At 32.0% G+C, this 22,765-nt stretch carries 19 protein-coding genes; 15 read left to right on the forward strand and 4 right to left on the reverse strand.

Annotation, left to right across the window (positions count from 1 at the left end; all coding sequences use genetic code 11):
• Nucleotides 1-35: 35 nt before the first annotated feature.
• The gene (locus Q0873_RS11820; protein WP_299107437.1) at nt 36-1,004 is read right to left on the reverse strand and encodes a hypothetical protein; all 969 of its coding nucleotides are present in this window, start codon (nt 1,002-1,004) and stop codon (nt 36-38) included.
• Nucleotides 1,005-1,124: 120 nt separating this feature from the next.
• Between Q0873_RS11820 and Q0873_RS11825 the strand changes: the two genes are divergently transcribed.
• Nucleotides 1,125-1,814 carry a hypothetical protein gene (locus Q0873_RS11825; protein ID WP_299107439.1) on the forward strand — a complete coding sequence of 230 codons (690 nt, stop codon included), beginning with the start codon at nt 1,125-1,127 and terminating at the stop codon, nt 1,812-1,814.
• 54 nt (nt 1,815-1,868) lie between these two features.
• On the forward strand, nt 1,869-2,456 hold the full coding sequence (locus Q0873_RS11830; protein WP_299107441.1) for an outer membrane beta-barrel protein: 588 nt from the start codon (nt 1,869-1,871) through the stop codon (nt 2,454-2,456).
• A 193-nt stretch (nt 2,457-2,649) separates the two neighbouring features.
• Here Q0873_RS11830 and Q0873_RS11835 read toward each other — a convergent pair whose 3' ends face one another.
• Nucleotides 2,650-3,828, reverse strand: a complete 1,179-nt coding sequence (locus tag Q0873_RS11835) for a DUF3103 family protein (RefSeq protein WP_299107444.1) — start codon at nt 3,826-3,828, stop codon at nt 2,650-2,652.
• A gap of 453 nt (nt 3,829-4,281) precedes the next feature.
• On the opposite strand from Q0873_RS11835, the gene gyrB reads away from it, so the two are divergent.
• From gyrB to mdh, 4 genes are all read left to right on the forward strand, one after another.
• Nucleotides 4,282-6,219 carry a DNA topoisomerase (ATP-hydrolyzing) subunit B gene (gyrB, locus tag Q0873_RS11840; protein WP_299107446.1) on the forward strand — a complete coding sequence of 646 codons (1,938 nt, stop codon included), beginning with the start codon at nt 4,282-4,284 and terminating at the stop codon, nt 6,217-6,219.
• Nucleotides 6,220-6,327: 108 nt separating this feature from the next.
• Nucleotides 6,328-7,344 carry a DUF6588 family protein gene (locus tag Q0873_RS11845; protein ID WP_299107448.1) on the forward strand — a complete coding sequence of 339 codons (1,017 nt, stop codon included), beginning with the start codon at nt 6,328-6,330 and terminating at the stop codon, nt 7,342-7,344.
• A 100-nt stretch (nt 7,345-7,444) separates the two neighbouring features.
• Nucleotides 7,445-8,194, forward strand: coding sequence for a hypothetical protein (locus Q0873_RS11850; protein WP_299107450.1), 750 nt, complete (start codon nt 7,445-7,447; stop codon nt 8,192-8,194).
• Between the two features lie 112 nt (nt 8,195-8,306).
• Nucleotides 8,307-9,233, forward strand: coding sequence for a malate dehydrogenase (mdh, locus tag Q0873_RS11855; RefSeq protein WP_299107452.1), 927 nt, complete (start codon nt 8,307-8,309; stop codon nt 9,231-9,233).
• A 198-nt stretch (nt 9,234-9,431) separates the two neighbouring features.
• On the opposite strand, the gene Q0873_RS11860 is transcribed toward mdh, so the two are convergent.
• Nucleotides 9,432-10,118 carry an ATP-binding cassette domain-containing protein gene (locus Q0873_RS11860; RefSeq protein WP_299107453.1) on the reverse strand — a complete coding sequence of 229 codons (687 nt, stop codon included), beginning with the start codon at nt 10,116-10,118 and terminating at the stop codon, nt 9,432-9,434.
• A 125-nt stretch (nt 10,119-10,243) separates the two neighbouring features.
• On the opposite strand from Q0873_RS11860, the gene Q0873_RS11865 reads away from it, so the two are divergent.
• The 7 genes from Q0873_RS11865 to Q0873_RS11895 all read left to right on the forward strand — a co-directional run bounded on the left by Q0873_RS11865 (nt 10,244) and on the right by Q0873_RS11895 (nt 21,425).
• On the forward strand, nt 10,244-13,264 hold the full coding sequence (locus Q0873_RS11865; RefSeq protein WP_299107455.1) for a tetratricopeptide repeat protein: 3,021 nt from the start codon (nt 10,244-10,246) through the stop codon (nt 13,262-13,264).
• A 32-nt stretch (nt 13,265-13,296) separates the two neighbouring features.
• Complete coding sequence (locus Q0873_RS11870) at nt 13,297-15,093, forward strand: hypothetical protein (RefSeq protein ID WP_299107457.1); 1,797 nt, start codon at nt 13,297-13,299, stop codon at nt 15,091-15,093.
• A gap of 29 nt (nt 15,094-15,122) precedes the next feature.
• Nucleotides 15,123-16,265, forward strand: coding sequence for a hypothetical protein (locus Q0873_RS11875; protein WP_299107459.1), 1,143 nt, complete (start codon nt 15,123-15,125; stop codon nt 16,263-16,265).
• A 117-nt stretch (nt 16,266-16,382) separates the two neighbouring features.
• The gene (locus Q0873_RS11880) at nt 16,383-17,936 is read left to right on the forward strand and encodes an alanine/glycine:cation symporter family protein (RefSeq protein WP_299107461.1); all 1,554 of its coding nucleotides are present in this window, start codon (nt 16,383-16,385) and stop codon (nt 17,934-17,936) included.
• A gap of 38 nt (nt 17,937-17,974) precedes the next feature.
• On the forward strand, nt 17,975-19,408 hold the full coding sequence (locus Q0873_RS11885) for a M20/M25/M40 family metallo-hydrolase (RefSeq protein ID WP_299107463.1): 1,434 nt from the start codon (nt 17,975-17,977) through the stop codon (nt 19,406-19,408).
• A gap of 22 nt (nt 19,409-19,430) precedes the next feature.
• Nucleotides 19,431-21,044, forward strand: a complete 1,614-nt coding sequence (locus Q0873_RS11890) for an amidohydrolase (RefSeq protein ID WP_299107465.1) — start codon at nt 19,431-19,433, stop codon at nt 21,042-21,044.
• Nucleotides 21,045-21,089: 45 nt separating this feature from the next.
• Nucleotides 21,090-21,425 carry a DUF3703 domain-containing protein gene (locus tag Q0873_RS11895; RefSeq protein ID WP_299107467.1) on the forward strand — a complete coding sequence of 112 codons (336 nt, stop codon included), beginning with the start codon at nt 21,090-21,092 and terminating at the stop codon, nt 21,423-21,425.
• Between the two features lie 48 nt (nt 21,426-21,473).
• Here the strand turns inward: Q0873_RS11895 and Q0873_RS11900 are convergent, their stop codons facing one another.
• Nucleotides 21,474-21,602 carry a hypothetical protein gene (locus tag Q0873_RS11900; RefSeq protein ID WP_299107469.1) on the reverse strand — a complete coding sequence of 43 codons (129 nt, stop codon included), beginning with the start codon at nt 21,600-21,602 and terminating at the stop codon, nt 21,474-21,476.
• 117 nt (nt 21,603-21,719) lie between these two features.
• Here Q0873_RS11900 and Q0873_RS11905 point away from each other — a divergent pair, with 117 nt between their 5' ends.
• Both Q0873_RS11905 and Q0873_RS11910 read left to right on the forward strand, forming a co-directional pair.
• Nucleotides 21,720-22,259 (forward strand): sigma-70 family RNA polymerase sigma factor, encoded by a 540-nt coding sequence (locus tag Q0873_RS11905; protein ID WP_299107472.1) that lies wholly within the window; start codon nt 21,720-21,722, stop codon nt 22,257-22,259.
• 40 nt (nt 22,260-22,299) lie between these two features.
• Entirely contained in the window at nt 22,300-22,752 is a 453-nt protein-coding gene (locus Q0873_RS11910; protein WP_299107474.1) for an SLATT domain-containing protein, read from the forward strand.
• Nucleotides 22,753-22,765: the final 13 nt, after the last annotated feature.

The following is a 22,765-nucleotide window of genomic DNA, read 5'->3' on the forward strand; positions in this document are numbered from 1 at the left end:
TTGTGAAATATCCCGCCATGAGCGGGATATTCTATTTATTCAAAATCTAAAATATTTTCAGCTTCTATCAACCTTTCCAAAGCAGTTACTTTTTCTAACATTTTATGAAAAAACATATTTTGTTCCTTTTCTCCTGCTTTATTCAATAGTTTAGAATGGTAAAATTGCTCATTAAAGTATCGTTCAGCTTCTTCAGTTGTTCTCTTATCACTTGTAGTAAAATAAGAAAGCATTGAATTTGGAACAAATAATGATTTCACCTGTGGTGCTATTACGAGCACATTATTATTCATTAGCAGAAGCTCGTTATAATAGAGTTTGAAAGATTCACTTTTAGAAATCACTTTTAAGGAAATTTCTTTCAACAACCCTTTCAAATCTTCACATATTTTAACAGCAACATCTGTAGAAATTTGTCCTGCTTTATAATAAAAATGAATCTGTTTTAGCGTGCTATTAATCGTTGTAACATCCCATATCTCTGTAACCGATAAATCTTGATATAAACTCCCCAATTTCTCAGCCGATTGTACAATCGATAAACTTGGATGATATTCTTCAAATCTTTTCTTTCTAAAATTCTTATCTAACAGTTTTAGCCATACATAAAGTTTGAATTTACTTAATGTGGTATTTCCTAAAGTATAAAACAGCGGAATATCTTTAGCTGAATAATAAATTTCAGATTCTTTTACGCTTAGTAATGGAAATAATGATTGATAAGAACTTTCAAAATATTCTTTCAATTCATTTTCATTCGTTATTTGTTTTGTTTTTTCAACAGAAACAAATTCCTTTTGTGTCACTCCAAACAATGCATCTAATGAAACATTAAAATAACGAGCCAACAAAACACTTTCTTCTAACGAAAATTTACTCTTCAGACTAGTCCTTCTATGAGCTGCATCATAACTAATATCTAATACGGTTGCCAATGCTTCATTTAAAGAAGTATTCTTAGGTAATTCTTTTTTGATCTTTTCTAGTAGAGCTTCTTGAAACATATTACTAATGTAATTTTTATTTGCGATAATCACAAATAATATTTTATGACACTTTGATTTACACAAACAAAAACGCAACTATCACAATAACTTTGAACCGAATCTAAAATGTAAATCGTAATGAGAACAATTATTATAATTACCTGTTTTTTATTTTCATTCGGAATTAATGCTCAAAAGTCAAAAAGAAAATTAAGACCTATTCTATGGACAATACACTCCAAAAACACCGACATAATAGGAGCCTCTATTGGTATTCTCCCGAAAGAGGTCTTTAGAGACAGCACATTAACCCGAACTTTTGGTGTACGAATTGAAGCTCCTGGTTTGGGCTTGTTATTACCCTTGGCACCTAGAAGCCCTATTTCAACAAGCGAAAAAAGTTACCAAGCAAGTTTACATCAAGAACCTATTGAAGTTGTTTACGGAATCAATCTATCATCTGGTTCATTGGCTAATACTCAAATAAATGGAATTTCGGGTGCACTCATCGGACAGTATCTCATAAAAATGAATGGTATCTCTTTTGCTACCCTTGGAAATCTTATAGAACGAAACAACGGAATTTCTGTAGCAATTGTTGGAAATGAGACTTATAAAACCAACGGAATTTCGGCTTCAATTTCAGGAAACTCAACAGTCAAATTAAACGGGATGCAAATCGGCGGATATAATGAAACCAAACACCTAAATGGAGTTCAAATTGGAATATTCAATACTTCAAAAAAATCAAAGGGAATTCAAATAGGGCTATGGAATAAAAATGAAAAACGTACCCTCCCTTTTATAAACTGGAATTTTAAAAGCTAAACTATGAACACTAAAAAAAATCTATTCATTTTCTTTTTTCTAACTACATCCTTCATGTTTTCTCAACAAAAAGATACTTTTTTCTTTCTGACAGAAACTGGATATCAAAATCCGAACAACAAAACCAACATCCATTTTGGTATTGGTATTGAATACTTCATTTCAAAAAAAAGTAGTTTTTCATTAAGAGCTAAGTATTTAAAAACATCCATAAATACAGAAGGAGGAAGCACCTCTAACACAGGATTTAGCTTAAACCCATATTATAAAATAATCTACCAAGGAGACATTGTAAGCCTTCCCTTAAATTATAAATGGGAGTCCCATTTTATTTTACCTAACCTAAATTTTTTCTTTAATACTGGAGTCGCCTTCAACTTTCAAATTAAAGAAAAGTTCATTTTAACAGAAAATCTAACTCCTAACCTCAACAACAATACATATGTCAATTTTAACTTAGGAATTGGTTTTTCTTACAAACTAAATAGAAAACTTCATTTGCTATTATCTGCAGAAACCTTTTTCGCAGGTGGAGCTAAAACAAAAGAATCAAGAGGTATTATTTTCAGTAAAAGATTTAAACCTGACTCTTCTATTTATAATCTTGGAATACGTTACCAATTAGGTAAAAGAAAGTTATAAAACCGTAACCAATTAAAAACAAACAATTACTCTTTTACAAGAGGTTTGACAGGCCTTTATAGTACACAAAAAAACGTAAAAACCAACTTTATCTAAGGTTAGTTCGTTTAACTAAACACATTAAAAATCTCGATTTTATTGGGAAAGTTGCTAGAAAGAAAAAATCCCGCTTTCGCGGGATTTTAAACTCAAATTAATTTGAAGCTATAAAATAAGGTGCTAAATTTACTTTAGCATTACCTCTAGCTCCATAGTGATTATTGTAGCTTTTGTTCTTCTCAATTGTGTAAAACGAATCTACATAATCATCATTATTAGTATACCAACTATTAGGCATCGCCTGAATTATAGCCCCAGCAACTTGTCCTAAAACATTTACCCAAGGCTGTGTTGATACTGTACCAATAATTTGAAAAACTCCACTTACGATCGTTGAAACTAAATCTTTATAATTTACATTATCATCTTTCTCAAACAATTGAATGTTTGCAGCTTGATACTTATAATCATCCCAAAATAATAGTACTTGATTTGGATAGTAATCTGTACCATCATAATCTAAGTAGTACATTGGAATGATTTTAATTTCTGGTGATTTACTATCATCCTTAATACCTGAAGTTATCGCATATACTTCAGCTGCACCACTAATCCATGGTTCTTCGTCATCATTCAAACGAATTTTATTCAATTTAGTAGTTTCTAAACCAGATGTTTTTGCTGGGTTAACAACGTTCATTATTTTCTTTCCATTGAATCGATTGTTTTGTACACCTTCTTCTCTCAAAAACTTATTCATGTACTCAACCTCTTTTTTCAATGTTTCAAAACCATCTGTTTCGATAACAATTACAGGTCGATTTGGAGCCTCATGTGCATCTAAATACACCAACTCCTTATCTAAAGTATAAGCTTCAATTTGTTTCCAGTCATTTTCCTCTCCCTTAGGAGCAAAAGAAAACAATAAGTCATTTGAAGCACGTGCATCAACTCCTTCTGGAAGATGCATCCAAACCTCTAAGATTTCTATTTTCTCAGGAGCAGTTTCAGCATTTGCTTTAGATTTTAATTCTGAAGTCTTATTATCTAAGTCTTTAAAAGCTTTTTGCTCTGAAACAAAACCAGATGCTCCATCTAATATCTTAGACATTTCAACACTTGGCTTTTGCTTACTCAGCATTTCTAGAGTAACCTTTTTAAAATCATCATTCTTCATTAAATCGATGAAATCTAAGGTTACTTCTTTTTTGTTTACTAAATCAAGGTTAGACAACTCATTTGTGGGGTTCTTTGTTAATTCTTCAGAGTTATTACAACTAACAAGTAAAATTGAGGCAATAGCCATGCCTAATAGAATACGGGGGATTCTCATTTTTTAAAATTTATTTGGTTAATATTGAGCAACAAACATCTGAATTTTTAAAATTAAAAACAACATATTTGTTAATTTTTTATCAAAACCATATCTTAACCACATAATTGATGAAAATAAAACATTTTTTTAACATCTTATTAACATATGTTATTTTATTAAAGAACATTTATTTTTATCGCAATATTTAAAAAACAACCTTCTTTAAAACAACGCTTTTAAAGAACTTTTAACTTTTTGTCTTTTGCCTAAATCTCAAAAAAACCTCAAACCTTACCTAAAGGTGTTTTTAAGCGTTTTAAGACACTTTTTACAAAAACTAATTGTTGATAAAATTATAATTACTTTGCTTAAAAACTTTATTTTAAACCTTAAAAATTGTAAATTTGTAAAGATTACAAGTCGCTTTCGAGCGATTTTTTTATGAAATGATTTTAATTTAATTCACTTTTTATGAGCGAAGAAAAAAAACATAATTATTCCGCCGATAGTATTCAGGCATTGGAAGGAATGGAGCATGTTCGTATGCGTCCATCCATGTATATTGGTGATGTTGGTGTGCGTGGTTTACATCACTTAGTTTATGAAGTAGTTGACAACTCTATTGATGAAGCTTTAGCTGGTCATTGTGATGCTATTTCGGTAGATATTAATGAAGACAATTCTATTACCGTTCGTGATAATGGACGTGGTATTCCTGTTGGAATTCATAAAAAAGAAGGTGTTTCTGCTCTTGAAGTAGTAATGACCAAAATTGGTGCTGGAGGTAAATTCGATAAAGATTCTTATAAGGTATCTGGTGGTTTACACGGTGTTGGTGTAAGTTGTGTGAATGCACTTTCTGATCATTTAAAAGCAACAGTACATAGAGATGGAAAAATTTGGCAACAAGAGTACGAACGTGGAAAAACAATGTATCCCGTAAAAACAGTTGGAGAAACTGATATTACTGGAACTGAAGTTACTTTTTTACCAGACACTTCTATCTTCCAACAAACAATAGAATATAACTATGATACCCTAGCTACTCGTATGCGTGAATTAGCATACCTTAACAAAGGTATTACAGTTACTTTAACAGATAAAAGAAACAAAGACGACGAAGGAAATTTTATTTCTGAAACTTTTCATAGTACTGAAGGACTATCTGAGTTTGTAAAGTATTTAGATAGTACACGTGAGCAGTTAACCGCAGGAGTAATCTCTATGGAAGGTGAGAAAAACGGAATTCCTGTAGAGGTTGCCATGGTTTACAACACTTCATATGCTGAAAATTTACATTCATATGTAAATAACATCAACACACATGAAGGAGGTACACATTTATCTGGTTTCCGTAGAGGATTAACACATACTTTAAAGAAATATGCAGATGAGTCTGGATTATTAAAAAATGTAAAGTTTGATATTTCTGGTGATGATTTCCGTGAAGGATTAACTGCAATTGTTTCTGTAAAAGTAGCAGAACCTCAATTCGAAGGACAAACAAAAACGAAATTAGGTAACCGTGAAGTAACTTCTGCAGTATCGCAAGCCGTTGCTGAAATGCTTACAGATTACTTAGAAGAAAATCCTAACGATGCCAAGACGATTGTTCAAAAAGTAATTTTAGCAGCACAAGCAAGACATGCGGCACGTAAAGCACGTGAAATGGTGCAACGTAAAACTGTTATGAGTATTGGTGGTTTACCTGGTAAATTATCTGATTGCTCTGAAACAGATCCAGCAGCTTGTGAAATATTCCTTGTTGAGGGAGACTCGGCAGGTGGAACTGCAAAACAAGGTCGTGATCGTAATTTCCAAGCTATACTTCCTTTAAGAGGTAAAATCTTAAATGTTGAAAAAGCAATGCAACATAAAGTTTTTGAAAATGAAGAAATCAAAAACATGTTTACAGCATTAGGAGTTACTATTGGTACAGAAGAAGACCCAAGAGCTTTAAACTTAACAAAATTACGTTATCATAAAGTAGTTATTATGTGTGATGCCGATGTAGATGGATCTCACATTGCAACCTTAATCTTAACCTTCTTCTTCCGTTATATGAGAGAAATGGTAGAACAAGGATATGTATACATTGCTACTCCTCCTTTATATTTAGTTAAAAAAGGACAAAAGCGCGAGTATGCTTGGGATGATAACCAACGTGATTTAATTGCTCAAAAAATGGGTGGAAGTGTCAACATTCAACGTTATAAAGGTCTTGGAGAGATGAATGCTGAACAATTATGGGACACTACTATGAACCCTGAATTCAGAACTCTTCGTCAAGTTACAATTGATAACTTAGCGGAAGCTGACAGAGTATTCTCTATGTTAATGGGAGACGATGTACCGCCTCGTAGAGAGTTTATTGAGAAAAATGCAAAATATGCAAATATCGATGCATAACATCATATAAATCAACAACAAACAAAAAGCTCAACTTTAACAAGTTGAGCTTTTTTTACATTTATTATTTAGTACATTTGTCCGAGTGAAACAAAATAAACCCCTAGTATGAAAAAAATTACTTTTTCCTTTATAACGATGTTCGTTTTAGCCTTTAGTGCAAAAGGACAAGAACTAGAAACCATTCTATTAGCAAAAGATGATGCTGCTAAATTAACCGAAGCATATATTAACCCTGTTATGAAAGGATTGATATATAGTTCTAACAGTGGTTGGTACCACACAGCAAAAGTTCATAAAAAACTTGGATTTGATATTACTATCGGAGCCAGTGGTTCGTTTGCTCCTTCAAAAGACGATATTTTTGATTTAACAAAATTAGGGTTGTCGAGCAACACTACTTTTACAAATAATACTTCTCCAACCATTTCTGCTGAAGAAAATGTACCAGCAACTACAGTTACATTTAATAGTACGGTTGCAGGTCAAAATGTTTCTGCAAACTTCGGAATGCCAACAGGAGAATCACTAAACATTACACCAGCACCAATGGTTCAAGTAGGAATAGGACTTCCTTTTAAATTTGAAGCTATGGCTCGTTTTGTTCCTAAAGTAGGTACAGATGATGTAAAAGCAGGATTATTTGGTATTGGTATTAAAAAAGAAATTACGGATTGGTTCGGGCCAATGGACAAAACTCCTTTACACATTTCTTTATTAGCAGCATACACAAATATGACTGTTGATTATGAAATTGGAAATGTTTCTGGACAAGTTGCTACAACCAATGGTTCAGCAGAATTCAAACTAAATTCATATACAATACAAGCTATTGCTTCATTGAACTTACCGATTATTAATTTTTACGGAGGTGTTGGTTACAATGGAGGTACTACCAATTTAGATATGTTAGGAGACTACACCTTAACCTATCAAACAAACACAACTCCATCAGTACAAGTTCAAGAAACCGTATCAAATCCTTTATCAATAAATAATAGTGCCGGAGGATTTAACGCTACCGCTGGAGCTAGATTAAGTCTAGGATTCTTTAAAATATTTGGAAGTTATACATTACAAGAACAAAACACGTTAAATGCGGGAATGGCATTTAGTTTCAGATAATATTTAATTGTTAAAAAAATCTTAATAAAAAGGAGCTAACTATTTCAGTAAGCTCCTTTTATTTTTTATTTTCGGGCTTCAATTATTAAAAACGTAATTTATGAAAGAAAAACTATTAGCCCTTTTACTTATGGTAACTGCGGTATTTCATGGACAAGAAAAAGACAATGAAGCTTTAAAAGGAAAAAACCTATTTGACAAAGTTTACAATTCTTATTCTGGGAATAAGTTATCTGTTGTAATTTTAAAAGATGGTAAACGAATTGAAGGTTACAAAAAAGATGTAGACAGAAAAAAAGGTCAGATTTATTACATCAAATTAAAAGAAGAAGGAACGAAGAAAAAGCACAAGTTAGATTCTGACGAAATTAAAGAAATGTATTTGTACCCAGGCGGTATTGAAAAATTTTCAAAGTCTTGGAGACACATTCATGATGTAAGACAATGGGAAAGATCAGATTTAGAGAGCGATATCATTAAGCAAGGATACATCTACTTTAAAAATCAAAAAGTATCTCTTAAGAACAAAAAAAGAGAGAAAGAGTATTTAATGCAATTAATCAACCCTACGTTTAGCAAATACATTCAAGTTTTTGGAGACCCTTTTGCTAAAGAAACTACTAAGTTAGGTATGTTTGGTTTAAATGTAGCTGGTGGCTTAGCTAAATCTTATTACATAAAGAAAAATGGGAAAATTTTCTGGATGCGTAAGAAAGAACTTGATGTAAGATACGAAAGTTTATTTGGTGACTGCGAAGAGTTCGTTAAGAAATATCCTAAAGACAGCTTAAAGTGGCGTTATTTTAGTGAGTATGTTTTAGAATACACTAAGATGATGACAAAATCATAAAAACACCTTCTGTAAAGTCCATTGAAATTTCAATGGACTTTCTTTTTTTATCCATAGTCAAATCGCTATTTTTGTGCATCTTATTAATAATTTTCAATAAAAAATATATAAAATGAAAGTAACAGTTGTAGGAGCAGGTGCAGTAGGTGCTAGTTGTGCTGAATACATTGCTATCAAAGATTTTGCTTCTGAAGTTGTTTTAGTAGACATTAAAGAAGGTTTTGCCGAAGGTAAAGCTATGGATTTAATGCAAACAGCTTCTTTAAATGGATTTGACACTAAAATAGTAGGTACTACTGGTGACTATTCTAAAACTGCCGGTTCTGATATTTGTGTAATTACTTCAGGAATTGCACGTAAGCCAGGTATGTCTCGTGATGAGTTAATGGGAATCAATGCAGGTATTGTAAAGTCTGTATCAGCTAGTTTAATTGAGCATTCTCCTAACACTATTATCATTGTGGTTTCTAATCCAATGGATACAATGACTTATTTAGTACACAAAGCAACAAACTTACCAAAGCATAGAATTATTGGTATGGGAGGTGCGTTAGATTCTGCGCGTTTCAAATATAGATTAGCAGAAGCTTTAGAAGCTCCTATTTCAGATGTTGATGGTATGGTAATCGGTGGGCACTCAGATAAAGGAATGGTTCCTTTGACTCGTTTAGCTACTCGTAATTCTGTTCCTGTATCTGAATTCTTATCTGAAGAAAGATTAGACCAAGTGAAGCAAGACACTAAAGTTGGTGGTGCTACATTAACTGGATTATTAGGTACTTCTGCTTGGTATGCTCCAGGTGCTGCTGTATCAGGTTTAGTTCAAGCTATTGCTTGTGACCAAAAGAAAATCTACCCTTGTTCTGCTTTATTAGAAGGAGAGTACGGATTATCTGATTTATGTATTGGTGTTCCTGTAGTTTTAGGAAGAAATGGTATTGAGAAAATAGTTGAAATCAACTTAAGTGAAGACGAAAAAGCTCAATTAACTTCTTCTGCAGAAGCTGTTAAGAAAAACAATGAAGCTTTAACTTTCTAAGTTAAATTCATTAACAATTATACTAAAACCTGAGTTTCGCTCAGGTTTTTTTTATAAAAAAATGTTAAATACATTCAGTAACTGTAAGACTTTAGACAATCAATCGTCTATTAATTGGAAGAAACAATAGTAGAGTTTCTTTTTCATAGTTTTTCATAGCAATTTTCCCACTTCATTTCTTGGAGTGGGTTTATTATTTTATGCGGTAGCTTGCTGTACTACTTCAAACAATTCTCCGCCTTCACATTTAACCGTTTTTTGCTTAAACTTTACGATTAATTGATAATCGTGCGTAGCCATTAAAATGGTTTTTCCACTTTTATGAATTTCATTTAAAAGCTCCATCACCTCTAAAGAAGTTTTTGGGTCTAAATTTCCAGTAGGCTCATCTGCTAAAATCAACTCAGGATCATTTAATAAGGCTCTTGCAATAGCAACTCTCTGTTGCTCTCCTCCTGAAAGCTCGAAGGTCTTCTTGTAATATTTCTCTTTCATTCCAACCTTATCTAAAACCTCATAAATCTTATCTTTCATTTCAGTTTTATCCTTCCAACCCGTAGCTTTCAATACAAACTCTAAATTCTCAAATACATTTCTGTCATTTAATAATTTAAAATCTTGAAAAACGATTCCTAACTTTCTTCTTAAAAAAGGAATGTCTTTTTCTTTCATCTTCTTTAAATCAAAGCCTACAATACTACCCAAACCACGCTTTAAACGAAGATCTCCATAAAGCGTTTTTAGCAAACTACTTTTCCCACTTCCTGTTTTCCCAATTAGGTAATAAAAATCACCTTTATTCAATGTGAAATTTACTTTTGATAACACTAAATTATCCAACTGATAGATATCAGCATTTTCTAAGTGTAAAACAGGTTGCTCCATAGTTAAAATATTGTTTTTACAAATCTAAAATTTTATTACGTAATTCTATAACATTTATTACTTTTGATAAAATCCCTCCAACAAAATTAAAAAACATACGTTATAGTTTCTAGATAACTAAAAATATGAGAATCATTTATTTCAAAAAAGGCTATCTGTCTTTACTTTTTTTAGGGTTTACAACATCTTTTTTTGCACAAAAAACTGCTTTACATGTATCTGAGTCTTCTGATTTTCACAAGGCTAAAGAATTATACAATAATAAATCTTATGCTGCAGCGCAGCAACTTTTTCAAAAAGTATCTTCAGAATCACAAGATGCAAATAACTTAAAAGCAGATGCAGACTACTACGATGCAATGAGTGCTATTAAGTTAAATCAAGACTATGCAGATGATAAAGTAATTGACTTTGTAGAGAACTATCCGTATCACAATAAAAAAGAAAAAGCCTATTTAAACGTTGGTAATCATTATTTCGCTAACAGAAAAGCTTCTCATTCCTTAAAATGGTATCAAAAAGTAAATGAAAAATTACTTACGCAAGAAGAAAAAGATGAGTTGAATTATAAAATGGGATATGCACTATTAGTCTCTAACTATTTAAAAGATGCTAAAGCTCGTTTTAAAACCTTATTAGGAAATCCTATTTATGGGAATGATGCTCGTTATTACTACGGATATGTAGCTTACAAACAAGAAAATTTTGGTGAAGCGGAAGACAATCTGAGTCAATTAGCTAACGATGCTACTTATCAAGCAAAGGCTAACTACTATATTTTAGATATTAGTTTTAAAGCAGGAAGGTTTGATAAATCGGTTCAGATTGGAGAAAAATTATTAGAAACCACCAAGGATAGAAAACAAATTCCTCAAATTTCAAAAATCATTGGAGAAAGCTATTTCAATTTAAAACAATATGAAAAAGCCATTCCTTATTTAAAGGCCTACAAAGGAAAAAAAGGAAAATGGACCAATACAGATTATTACTACTTAGGGTATGCTTACTATAAACAAAAGGACTACGAAAAAGCCATTAGTACTTTTAATAAAATTATTGGAGGAACCAATAAAGTAGCTCAAAATGCATACTACCATCTTGGAGAATGTTATTTAGAACTAGATAAAAAAGTAGAAGCTTTAAACGCTTTTAAAAATGCTAGTGAGATGGATTTTGATCCTCAAATTAATGAAAGTGCTTTTTTAAACTACGCTAAACTAAGTTACGAGCAAGGAAACCCTTATGAAAGTGTTCCAGATGTTTTAAAAAATTACTTAGCAAAGTACCCTACATCAGTAAATACTGCAGAAATTAAAGAACTATTAATAACTTCATATTTACACCAACAAGACTATACAGGAGCTCTTTCTTATTTAAACGAAAACAAATCGCCAGAGAATGAAGAATTAATTAGCGAAGTTTCTTTATACAGAGGAATTCAATTATTTAACAATCAAAAGTTAAATGAAGCTAAACCTTATTTTGAAGCTGCTACAAAATCTTCTTCCAGTGAAGTAAATAATAAAGCTAGGTATTGGCTAGCTGAAACTAATTATTTACAAGGAAACTATGATGAAGCTTTACAAGAGTATTTATTGTTCACCAATAATGAAATTGAAGAAAGAAAAATGTTAGATTATAATATTGCTTACACCTACTTCAAATTAAAAAGATATGAGGATGCAGCAAAACACTTTCAACAATTCTTAGACGCTAAAATTGACAATAACGATTTAAATGATGATGCAGGAAATAGACTTGGAGATTCATATTATGCTACTAAAGAATACTCAAAAGCTATTAGCTCTTATGATAATATTATTCAGCAAGGAGGCGTAGGTTCTGATTATGCCCAATATCAAATTGCAATGAGTAATGGTTTTATGGGGAATGGTGATTTAAAAATTAAAAACTTAAACACGCTTGTAAATGACTATACCGAGTCACAATTACAAGACGATGCTTTATTCCAATTAGCTGCTACCTATACTAGTAGTAATAATCAAACTAAAGCACAAAACACCTACGAAAGATTATTAGCCAAACATCCAAGAAGTAATTATGTACCATCGGTATTATTGCGTCAAGGACTTTTATACTACAACAACAATAGTAACACTAAAGCACTTACTAAATTTAAAGAGATTGTAGCTAAGCACCCAAATTCAAATGAGGCTAAACAAGCTGTAACCAATGTTAGAAACGTATATATAGATATTGGTAAAGTTGATGAATATGCTGACTGGGTAAAAAACGTAAAATTTGTGAACGTATCAGATGCCGATTTAGACAATGCGAGCTATCAATCTGCTGAAAACAAATTTTTAGAAAACAATAACACAAGAGCGATTGAAGGATTTAATAAATATTTAAATCGTTTTCCAAATGGAATTCATGCTTTAAAAGCTCATTTTTATTTAGCGCAAGCATACAATAACACCAATCAATTTGACAATGCAATTCCACATTACACGTATGTAATGAATCAAGAGAAAAGTGAGTTTACAGAAGAAGCACTTACAAAACTTGCTAATATTTATCTTGAAAAAGAAGATTGGGATAATGGTATGACGGTATTGGCTAAACTAGAAAATGACGCTAACTACCCACAAAATATCATTTTTGCTCAAAGTAATTTGATGAAAGGACATTACAACAAAAAGGACTACGAAAATGCAATTTCTTATGCTGAGAAAGTTTTAAGTAATGGAAAAATAGACACCAAAATAATAGAAGACGCAAAAATAATCATAGCACGTGCTTCCTTTGAAACAGATGATTATGAAACTGCCAGAGACTTTTTCAGTGAAGTTGACAAAAAAGCTACAGGAGCTTTAAAAGCTGAAACACTTTATTACAATGCTTTCTTTTTAAATGATGAAAAAGAATATGAATTATCAAATAAAGCAATTCAAGGTTTAATCGCCAATTATTCTTCCTATAAATATTGGGGTGTAAAAAGTTATATCATTATGGCTAAGAATTATTACGCTTTAAAAGATGCATACCAAGCAACGTATATCTTAGAAAACATTGTTAAAAACTTTACGCAATACAGAGACTTAGTTGAAGAAGCTAAAAACGAACTAAGTACAATTAAGAATAAAGAAGCAAAAACAAACGAATCAGTAACTACCCAAAACTAAAATTTGTGATTAACAAACGTAAGATGAAACTAATGAAAAAGCATTTAGGGTTACTTTTAGTATTTGCTGTTGCGATAGCAAATGCGCAAGAAAAAACAAACACAGAAAAAGCAAAGGATACAATTATAAAAACAGAAGTCGTAAACGTAGTTACTTCTTATGTTCCTAAAATTACCGATGCCTTTAAAATAAAACAAAAGCCTACTATAAAGCACACTAAAGAAACAGAGAGAAAAGCTTTAGACTATAAAATATTCTCAGTTCCTGTAGCCTCTACATTTATTCCTCAACGAGGAACAATGAAAAAAATAGACTTAGGCAAAAGAGAACGCTTATACCCTAACTACGCTTCTATTGGAATGGGAAATAACATTGCGCCTTTTGCTGAGATTTATGTTAGACAAAGTGAGTATTACAACAGTGAGCTAGGAGGAAGTTTACGATTTTTATTAAACTCAGACCCTGTTGCAAATACGCAGCTAAGTAGTACATTCTACAACATAAATATTAACCTTTTTTACGAACAAAAAGAACGCTATTATACTTGGAAAGCGGGGTTAGATGCTGAACGAAGCAAATATAACTGGTACGGTTTACCAGGAAATATACCTTATACAATTGCAACTATAGAAAACATAGAGGAAGAACAAGTTTATAATTATTACCAAGCTTTTGGTAAAATTGATTTCGATGAGTCATTTATTAAAAACATCAACGGAAACGTAAACTTTATGTCGGATGGTTTAAGTAGTAGTGAATTTGAATTTGAAGCTTTAGGAAATTTAGAATTTCCTTTAGACAGAATTCACAGGCAATTAAACGATTTAAATTTAGGGGTATATCTTAATTATTTTGGAGGTGAATTTGCGAGTACTTATATAAATGACCCACTAAGTAATATTACTAGTTTAAAACATGGATTTTTAACAGCCGGATTACTTCCTAAATACAAGTTCTTAATGCACGACTTTTTAATTCAAATAGGTGCAAAAGGTTATTTTTCTATGGATACTCAAAACAGCACCAACAAATTCTTTGTTTATCCAGACGTAGAAATTTCTTACCCTGTTGTAAAAGATTTTGCTAATGTATTCATTGGAGCTACGGGAGGCTTAGAAAACAACACCTATAAAAAATTATCTCAGGAGAATCAATATGTTTCCCCTACCCTTACTATAGCACCAACCAATGAAAAGTACAATGCTTTCGCTGGAGTAAGAGGAAGATTTAATTCACAATTTAGCTATAAGGTAAAAGCAAGTTATGCTGATATTGAAAACAATCCTTTTTTCTTGTTAAATCCTTCAAAATCTAATGGTACTAATAGTGCTGGTGGAAATGGATTTACCTTCTTTGGTTATGAATACGGAAATTCTTTCAATGTAGTTTATGATAATATGAAGAGAACTACTGTTTTTGCTGAAGCTGCCTTTGAATTAGATAAAAAAGTAAGCCTAGGTGCTAATCTTGAGTTTAATAATTTCAAACTAGCGAACATAGCACACGCATGGAATACACCAAAGATTAGAGCAGAGTTTTTTGGAACCTATAAATTAGACAAATGGTATGCAGGAAGTAACATCTTTTTTGTTGGAGAACGAAAAGGAATTCAATATGACCTACTTCCAGCAACTACGACCAATGTAGTGAATCTAAAAAGCTATATTGATGTTAACTTTAATGGAGGGTATCATTTCAGCGACTCTTTTTCTGTATTCTTAAACTTAAAAAACGTATTAAACAACAGTTATCAGCAATACACAAACTTCAACGTACAAGGATTTCAAGCCATGGGAGGTTTAACGTGGAAGTTTGATACACTTTTCTAAAGTTAGCAGAAAAATCTTACATTCGAAGAATGTTTGTATTAGTATCTAATTATATTACAGCAATTGTTTGTTTGGTTACAGCTTTTGTAATTCAACGAATATATGTGAAAGAAAAAAATAGAAGTACCGATACTCAATCGGTCGAAGGAATCCAATGGTTTTCTTTAGCTATTTTTTCTTGGGGATTGGGTGCTTTTATAAATATTCTTCTAATATCTGTGTTAGGTATTCATAGCCAACACAAAATCATTGTTAGCTTAGGAGTACTATTTTCACTCCTCAATTCTGTCTTTATTCTAATGTCTATTCCTTCTATAAAACATTATGAAAAAAGAAACTTAGTCATTAGAATTATTGAGCGATTTTCTAACAAAGAAGTATTTGTAATTTTTGGAGGAATTCTATTCATGATTGCCTCTGTTTTTTTAATTTCATTTTACAGTGGATATCAAGAAAACTCAAGTAACAATGTTATTTGGTTAATAGACATTCCTTTTTCTCTTGTAGTAGCTTTTGCTTTATTACAAGAACTAAATAAAGCTTTTAAAAATAGAGGCATGCAGTTTATGTATCTCCCAACCTTTGCCCTATTTGTTTTAATAGTCATAGCAGTTACACATCGAATTATTCCTACAGAAAACTTACCCAATTGGATCAACCTAAACACATGGAATATACTTGGTATAGTGACAGCTCTTTCATTTAAATTTCTTTTTATTCTGTTGTTTACAATTTTGTTATACAGCTGGAAATTGTTAGCAGAAAAAGAAGAACAACAATCTGAATTCATCAAAATAAAAGAGCGAAAAGACAAGCTAGAAAAAGACAAAGAAACTTTGTTAATAGCTAACGAAAGTCATTTAGACACGATTAAACATTTAAAATCAGAAATTCAACAACAGAAAAAGAAATATAAAAAACTTAAAAAATCTTCAAAAGTTGAATTATCAGATCGTCAAAAAGAAGTTTTGGCAAACCTTGGTGTTTGTGGCGCTAAAAAATCCTATACTGAAATTGCCGAAGCAATGAATATTAGTGTAGACGGATTTCAAGCACATATTTATCAAATTAAAAAAGTATTAAACATTTCTGGTTCTGGCGGTAAAGAACAATTAATTACCTACGCCATCAACAACGACTTACTAAAATTTGCTACCATTCAATGTGATTAAACGATATACTTAACCATATACTTAATTACAAAAATTAAAAAAAATCATCACTACGTAACCTTTCATTTACAATTGATTGTAAGCAATTTAGCATCCATCAATTTTAAAAATTAAATAATGAAACGGTTTATCTCATTCTTTATCGTTTTCTTGTCATTTTCAATTAATGCACAAGAAAATCAACAAACAGTAGATCAAAAAATCAATCAATCCTTTCACAATGCTACTAGTTGGTTTACCGATACCATCTTATATCAAATTCCAATTACCGATAATATTTCAATTCCTTGGGTGCTTATCATTCTTGTAGGTGGCGCAACCTATTTCTCTATCTATTTTAAAGGAATCAATTTCAGTGGATTTACAACAGCCATTAATGTAGTACGAGGTAAATACGATGCTGTAGACAAACCTGAAAACAAAAGTGATATTCCTGAAACTATTAAAGTTGAAGGAGAAGGAGAAGTTTCGCACTTCCAAGCATTAACCGCCGCCCTTTCTGCTACGGTTGGATTAGGAAACATTGCTGGTGTTGCTATTGCATTGTCTATTGGAGGTGCTGGTGCTACCTTTTGGATGATTGTTGTAGGACTTTTAGGTATGGCCTCAAAATTTGTTGAATGTACTTTAGGAGTTAAATACCGAGAAATTGAAGCAGACGGAACCGTTTTTGGCGGACCTATGTACTATTTAAAAAATGGTCTAAAAGAAATTGGATTCAGTAAAATTGGAAAAGGACTTTCTATTCTATTTGCCATCATGTGTGTTGGTGGATCATTTGGAGGAGGAAATATGTTTCAAGTTAATCAAGCCTTTAAACTATTTGAATATGTAACAGGCGGTGAACAAAGTTTTATCTATGGAAAAGGATGGTTATTTGGACTTATCATGGCAATTTTTGCTGGTATTGTAATTATTGGAGGAATTAAAAAAATAGCCAAAGTAACTGATAAAGTAGTTCCTATAATGGTAGTCGTTTACATACTTGCCGTCGTTACCATTCTCGTAATGAATTACACACAAATACCCAATGCTATCAACGAAATTATACAAGGAGCATTTAACCCTACGGGAATTGCAGGAGGAATAATTGGTGTAATGATTCAAGGATTTCGTAGAGGAGCATTTTCTAATGAAGCGGGTATCGGTTCTTCGTCAATTGCCCACGCCGCTGTAAAAACAAACTATGCCGCAAGTGAAGGTCTAGTAGCATTACTTGAACCTTTTATCGATACTGTAGTTGTTTGTACCATGACTGCATTAGCTTTAATTATTACAGGACAAATAACTGCTGGTAATGAAGTTTCTTTTGAACAAGGAGCCATTTTAACCTCAAAAGCCTTAGAAAGTGGTATTTCTTGGTTTCCTTATGTACTTACAATTGCTGTTATTTTATTTGCTTTTTCATCAATGATATCGTGGTCTTATTATGGCTACCAAGCATGGTCATACCTTTTTGGAAGAGAAAAAAGAACTGGAAACATTTACAAAATCATCTTTTGCGTATTTACCGTTATTGGAGCTGCTGCTACGTTAAATGCAGTAATCGACTTTTCAGATGCGATGGTATTTTCAATGATGGTCCCAAATATGATAGGATTAATTCTATTAGCACCTAAAGTAATTCAGGAATTAAAAAGATATAAAACTGCCATTCACAAAAATTCTTAATTCTATTTTGTAGTTTTATATCCAAATAAATTTCTCTAATGAAAAAAACACTTGCATTTATATGTCTTAGTTTCCTTATGTTTTCTTGTAAAACAGAACAAAAGGAAACTTCAAAAACTCCTATTTCTAATGCTGAATACCAACAAGATTCAGTACAAATAAAGGAAATCTTCAATACTGCATTAACCCAAGGAAAATCCTATGAATGGTTAAGAGACTTAACACAAAACATTGGAAGTCGATTATCTGGTTCAGAAGGAGCTGCTAAATCCGTTATTTGGGGAGAACAATTAATGAAAGAGGTTGGATTAGATTCTGTTTGGTTACAACCTGTAATGGTTCCTCATTGGGTACGTGGAGAAAAAGAAGTTGCGAATTACGAATTTAATGGAGAAAAAATTAATGTTCCTATTTGTGCTTTAGGAGGCTCTATAGCCACACCTTCAAGTGGAATTACTGCTGAAATTATTGAAGTAAAAAGCCTTGAAGAAGCTAAAACTCTAGGAGAAAAAGCAAAAGGTAAAATCGTATTCTTTAACGGTGCTTTTGACAATACATTAATCAACACTTTTAGAGCCTATGGAGGTTGTGTTGGACAACGTTTTGCAGGAGCTGCAACGGTTGGTAAATTTGGAGCAAAGGGTATGATTGTTCGTTCCATGACCAATGGTCTTGATGATTATCCTCATACAGGTTCTATGGGATATGGAGAAATTCCAAAATCAGAATACATTCCTGCAGCAGCAATTAGTTCTAGAGCAGCAGAAAATTTAAGCAAGCACTTAAAGGAAAACCCAACATTAAAATTCTATTTCAAACAAAGTTGTGAAACCTTACCAGATGCACCTTCTCATAATGTCGTAGGAGAAATTAAAGGAAGTACCAATCCAGATAAAATTATGGTGATTGGTGGTCATTTAGATTCTTGGGATTTAGGTGATGGAGCCCATGATGATGGTACTGGAATTGTACAATCATTAGAAGTAGCCTATTTATTAAAGAAAAATAACATTCAGCCTAAAAATACTATTCGTATTGTATTCTTTATGAATGAAGAAAACGGTCTAAGAGGAGCTACAGAATATGCTCGATTGGCAAAAGAAAATGGTGAATTACACATTGGTGCACTTGAATCTGATGCTGGAGGACATACACCTAGAGGATTTTCTATTGATGCAAATGAAAAAAATAGAACTCTTTTACAAAGTTGGAGAAAATTGTTAGCACCTTATGGCTTACATGATATTACAGCTGGAGGTAGTGGTGCTGATATAGGTCCATTAAAAGATGACCATGTTACTTTAGTAGGATACCGACCAGACTCTCAACGCTATTTTGATTACCATCATGCCGCTACTGATACTTTTGACAAAGTAAACAAAAGAGAGTTAGAATTAGGAAGTGCTTCAATGGCTAGTATCGTGTATTTAATGGACAAATACCTATACAATAACGAAACTTTAAAACCTTAAAAACAAAAACGAACCAAGCTAAATGAAAAAAATATTCATCCCCTTAGTTTCAATAGGTCTTTTATTCTCATGCAAACAACAAGAAAAAGCAGATCTTATTGTTATTAATGCCAATGCATACACCGTAAACAACAACTTTGACAAAGCAGAAAGTTTTGCTGTTAAAAATGGTAAATTTATAGCAGTTGGTACGAATGAAGAAATTCAAAATAAATACGCTACTTTAAAAACGGTAGACGCCCAAAACAATGCTGTATATCCAGGATTTATTGATGGTCATTGTCATTTTTACGGATTGGGCTTACAACAACAAAAAGTAAACTTGGTAGGTACCAAAAGCTATGAAGATGTATTACAGCGTTTGGTAACTTTCCAAAAAGAAAAAAACACCACTTTTATTACAGGACGTGGATGGGATCAAAATGATTGGGAGGTAAAAGAATTTCCTACCAAAGAAAAATTAGACAGTGTCTTCCCTAATACACCTGTAGCCATTCGTAGAATTGACGGACACGCCATGCTTGTAAATCAAAAAGCAATTGACTTAGCAGGAATTTCTACGGAATCAAAAATTGATGGTGGAGAATTTATTCAAAAAGATGGTAAACTAACCGGAGTTTTAATTGACAATGCAATGAACTTCATCAAAGTACCTAAACCATCTAAAAGAGAACAAATTCAGGCATTAAAAGATGCTCAGAAAATATGTTTCGATTTAGGATTAACTACGGTTGATGATGCTGGTTTAGACAAACAAGTTATTGAGTTAGTAGATAGCCTTCAACAAACAGGAGATTTAAAAATGCGTATCTACGCCATGATTTCCAACAATAAAGAAAACCTTGATTATTATTTAAACAAAGGAGTTATAAAAACCGATCGTCTGCATGTACGCTCTGTAAAAGTATATTCAGATGGAGCTTTAGGTTCACGTGGTGCTACCTTAAAAGATGAATATTCAGATAAAAAGGGACACTTTGGAGCATTGGTGAATTCTTATAATGATCTACAAAACTTAGCACAACGAATTGCAAATTCAGAATATCAAATGAATACACATGCCATAGGTGATTCAGCAAATTATGTAATGCTAAAAACATATGACGAGGTCTTAAAAAACAAAAAAGACCGTCGTTGGAGAATAGAACATGCACAAGTAGTAGATTTAAAAGACTTTCATTTCTTTAAAAATGTATTACCCTCTATACAACCAACACATGCTACTTCAGATATGTATTGGGCAGAAGAACGTGTTGGAGCTGAAAGAATCAAAGGAGCCTATGCTTATAACGACTTACTTAAGCAATACGGAAAAGTTGCTTTAGGAACAGATTTCCCAATTGAACACGTAAGTCCTTTATATACTTTTTACGCAGCAAGTATCCGTAAAGATTTAAAAGGATATCCAGAAAATGGATATCAAATGAACAATGCCTTATCTAGAGAGAATACCTTAAAAGGAATGACTATCTGGAATGCTTATGCCAATTTTGAAGAAACTGAAAAAGGAAGTATTGAAATTGGAAAAGTAGCTGATTTTATCATTTTAGAAAATGATATTATGACTGCTGATGAAAAAAAGATTCCACATACAAAGGTTTTAGAAACCTATGTTAATGGAGAAAAAGTTAACTAACTATATGCATCTTTTTTGCTTTTTTGATGTCTGATTATAAAAATCATGACACAACAATTACGAAAGCAAGCATTTAAAGAACAACTAACATTGGGTAAAATGGCACTTAAAAACAAACGTTTTAAAGTGTCATTTTATCATTTTGAAAACGCTCATATTCTTGGGCAAAAACATTGGTGCCGACATACAGTTTCTCATTACTGGATGCTACTACACGGAATTCAATCAAAAAATTTTAAAGAAATTCTCGGACAAATTACTAGAATTTTAGCTTCCTTAATCTTCACTAATATCTGGGTACCAAAAGGGAATACTGGTGGTACTAACATCTCTCCTATCAAACCAATTCCTATTCGAAAAGAACTTCAAAAATATTTTTAAACTTTTATGCATCTTTTTAAAGATTACAAAGTCTACTATATGAAATATTTAAATTACAATATCATGACATATAAAAATCAATGCACTTGCAATTGTGAAGGATGTAAAAATGGAAACTGTAACAGTTGTACTTGTGAAAACTGCACCTGCAATAATTGCAATTGTTAATGAATTCATTTGTTAACTACTCGTTTAATTCAAATTAGAATTAAATAACAGAAAATGTATCGAGGCATCTATGCTTCGATACATTTTTAAAACCACTCAATAAAACATTTTTTGTAAATTTATAATATGACTACACAACAGGTTTGGACAAAATATGCAGATGATATCAGATACTTTATATTAAGTAAAGTGAAGGATAAAGATATTACCGAAGATGTATTACAAGATACCTTTATAAAAGTACACACTAAGCTCCATACCCTTAAAGATATTACCAAACTAAAACCTTGGATTTTTACCATTGCTAGAAATTCTATCATGGATTATTTCAAAAGCACCAATCAAACTTTTGAATTGGCAAATTTCGAAACGGAGACAAAGATAGAAGCACATAAGCACACCGAACAAGATTGTTTACGAGGTATTTTAGAAAGTCTACCTAAAAAATATAGAGACCCTTTATTCCTTTCAGACATTAAAGGGTTAAAGCAACAAGAGGTTGCGAATCAACTCAATCAAAGTTTACCAACTACAAAATCTCAAATACAACGCGCCCGTAAATTGATTGCAAAGGGCTTTATGGATTGTTGCGGATTTGTATTAAACGAAGATGGTAAATTAGTAGGTGAAGTTCAAGACAAAGAAGATTGCAAAGTTTGTAATTAAAACTTTTTTCAAGTATGTTTGGGAAACAATTAACCAAACTATGGAAAACACCCCCACTCGCTTTGATATTTTGCAAGCAGAAATAGCAAAAATGATTGAACTTACTTCTTACCGAACTAAGAACAACAAAAAAAAATCATTTAGAATATATATTAGTATTGCCATCTCTTCAGCCTTAATCACTTTTTTGGTAGCTGTAGGAGATGATTTCCCTAACTTTAAAACTACTATAAAAATCCTAACACTTTTTTTTAGTGCCATGAGTACCATCTTTGCGGCTTGGGATGGATTTTATAGTTATAAAGAACTATGGGTTATTTATGGAGATACCCGAGATCGATTAAAAGAGCTAGAATTAAAAACAAAACTTGCTACCAAAGAAGAAAAAAACGATCCAGAATATATTTCTAAAATTCATACAGAATTTCAATCGATTGTTAACAAAGGCAAATACAAATGGAAAGAACTTCGTTTGGACGATAATGGAAATTAAATTTGGAATAAAA

Source organism: uncultured Tenacibaculum sp., assembly GCF_947498805.1.
Classification (GTDB): domain Bacteria; phylum Bacteroidota; class Bacteroidia; order Flavobacteriales; family Flavobacteriaceae; genus Polaribacter.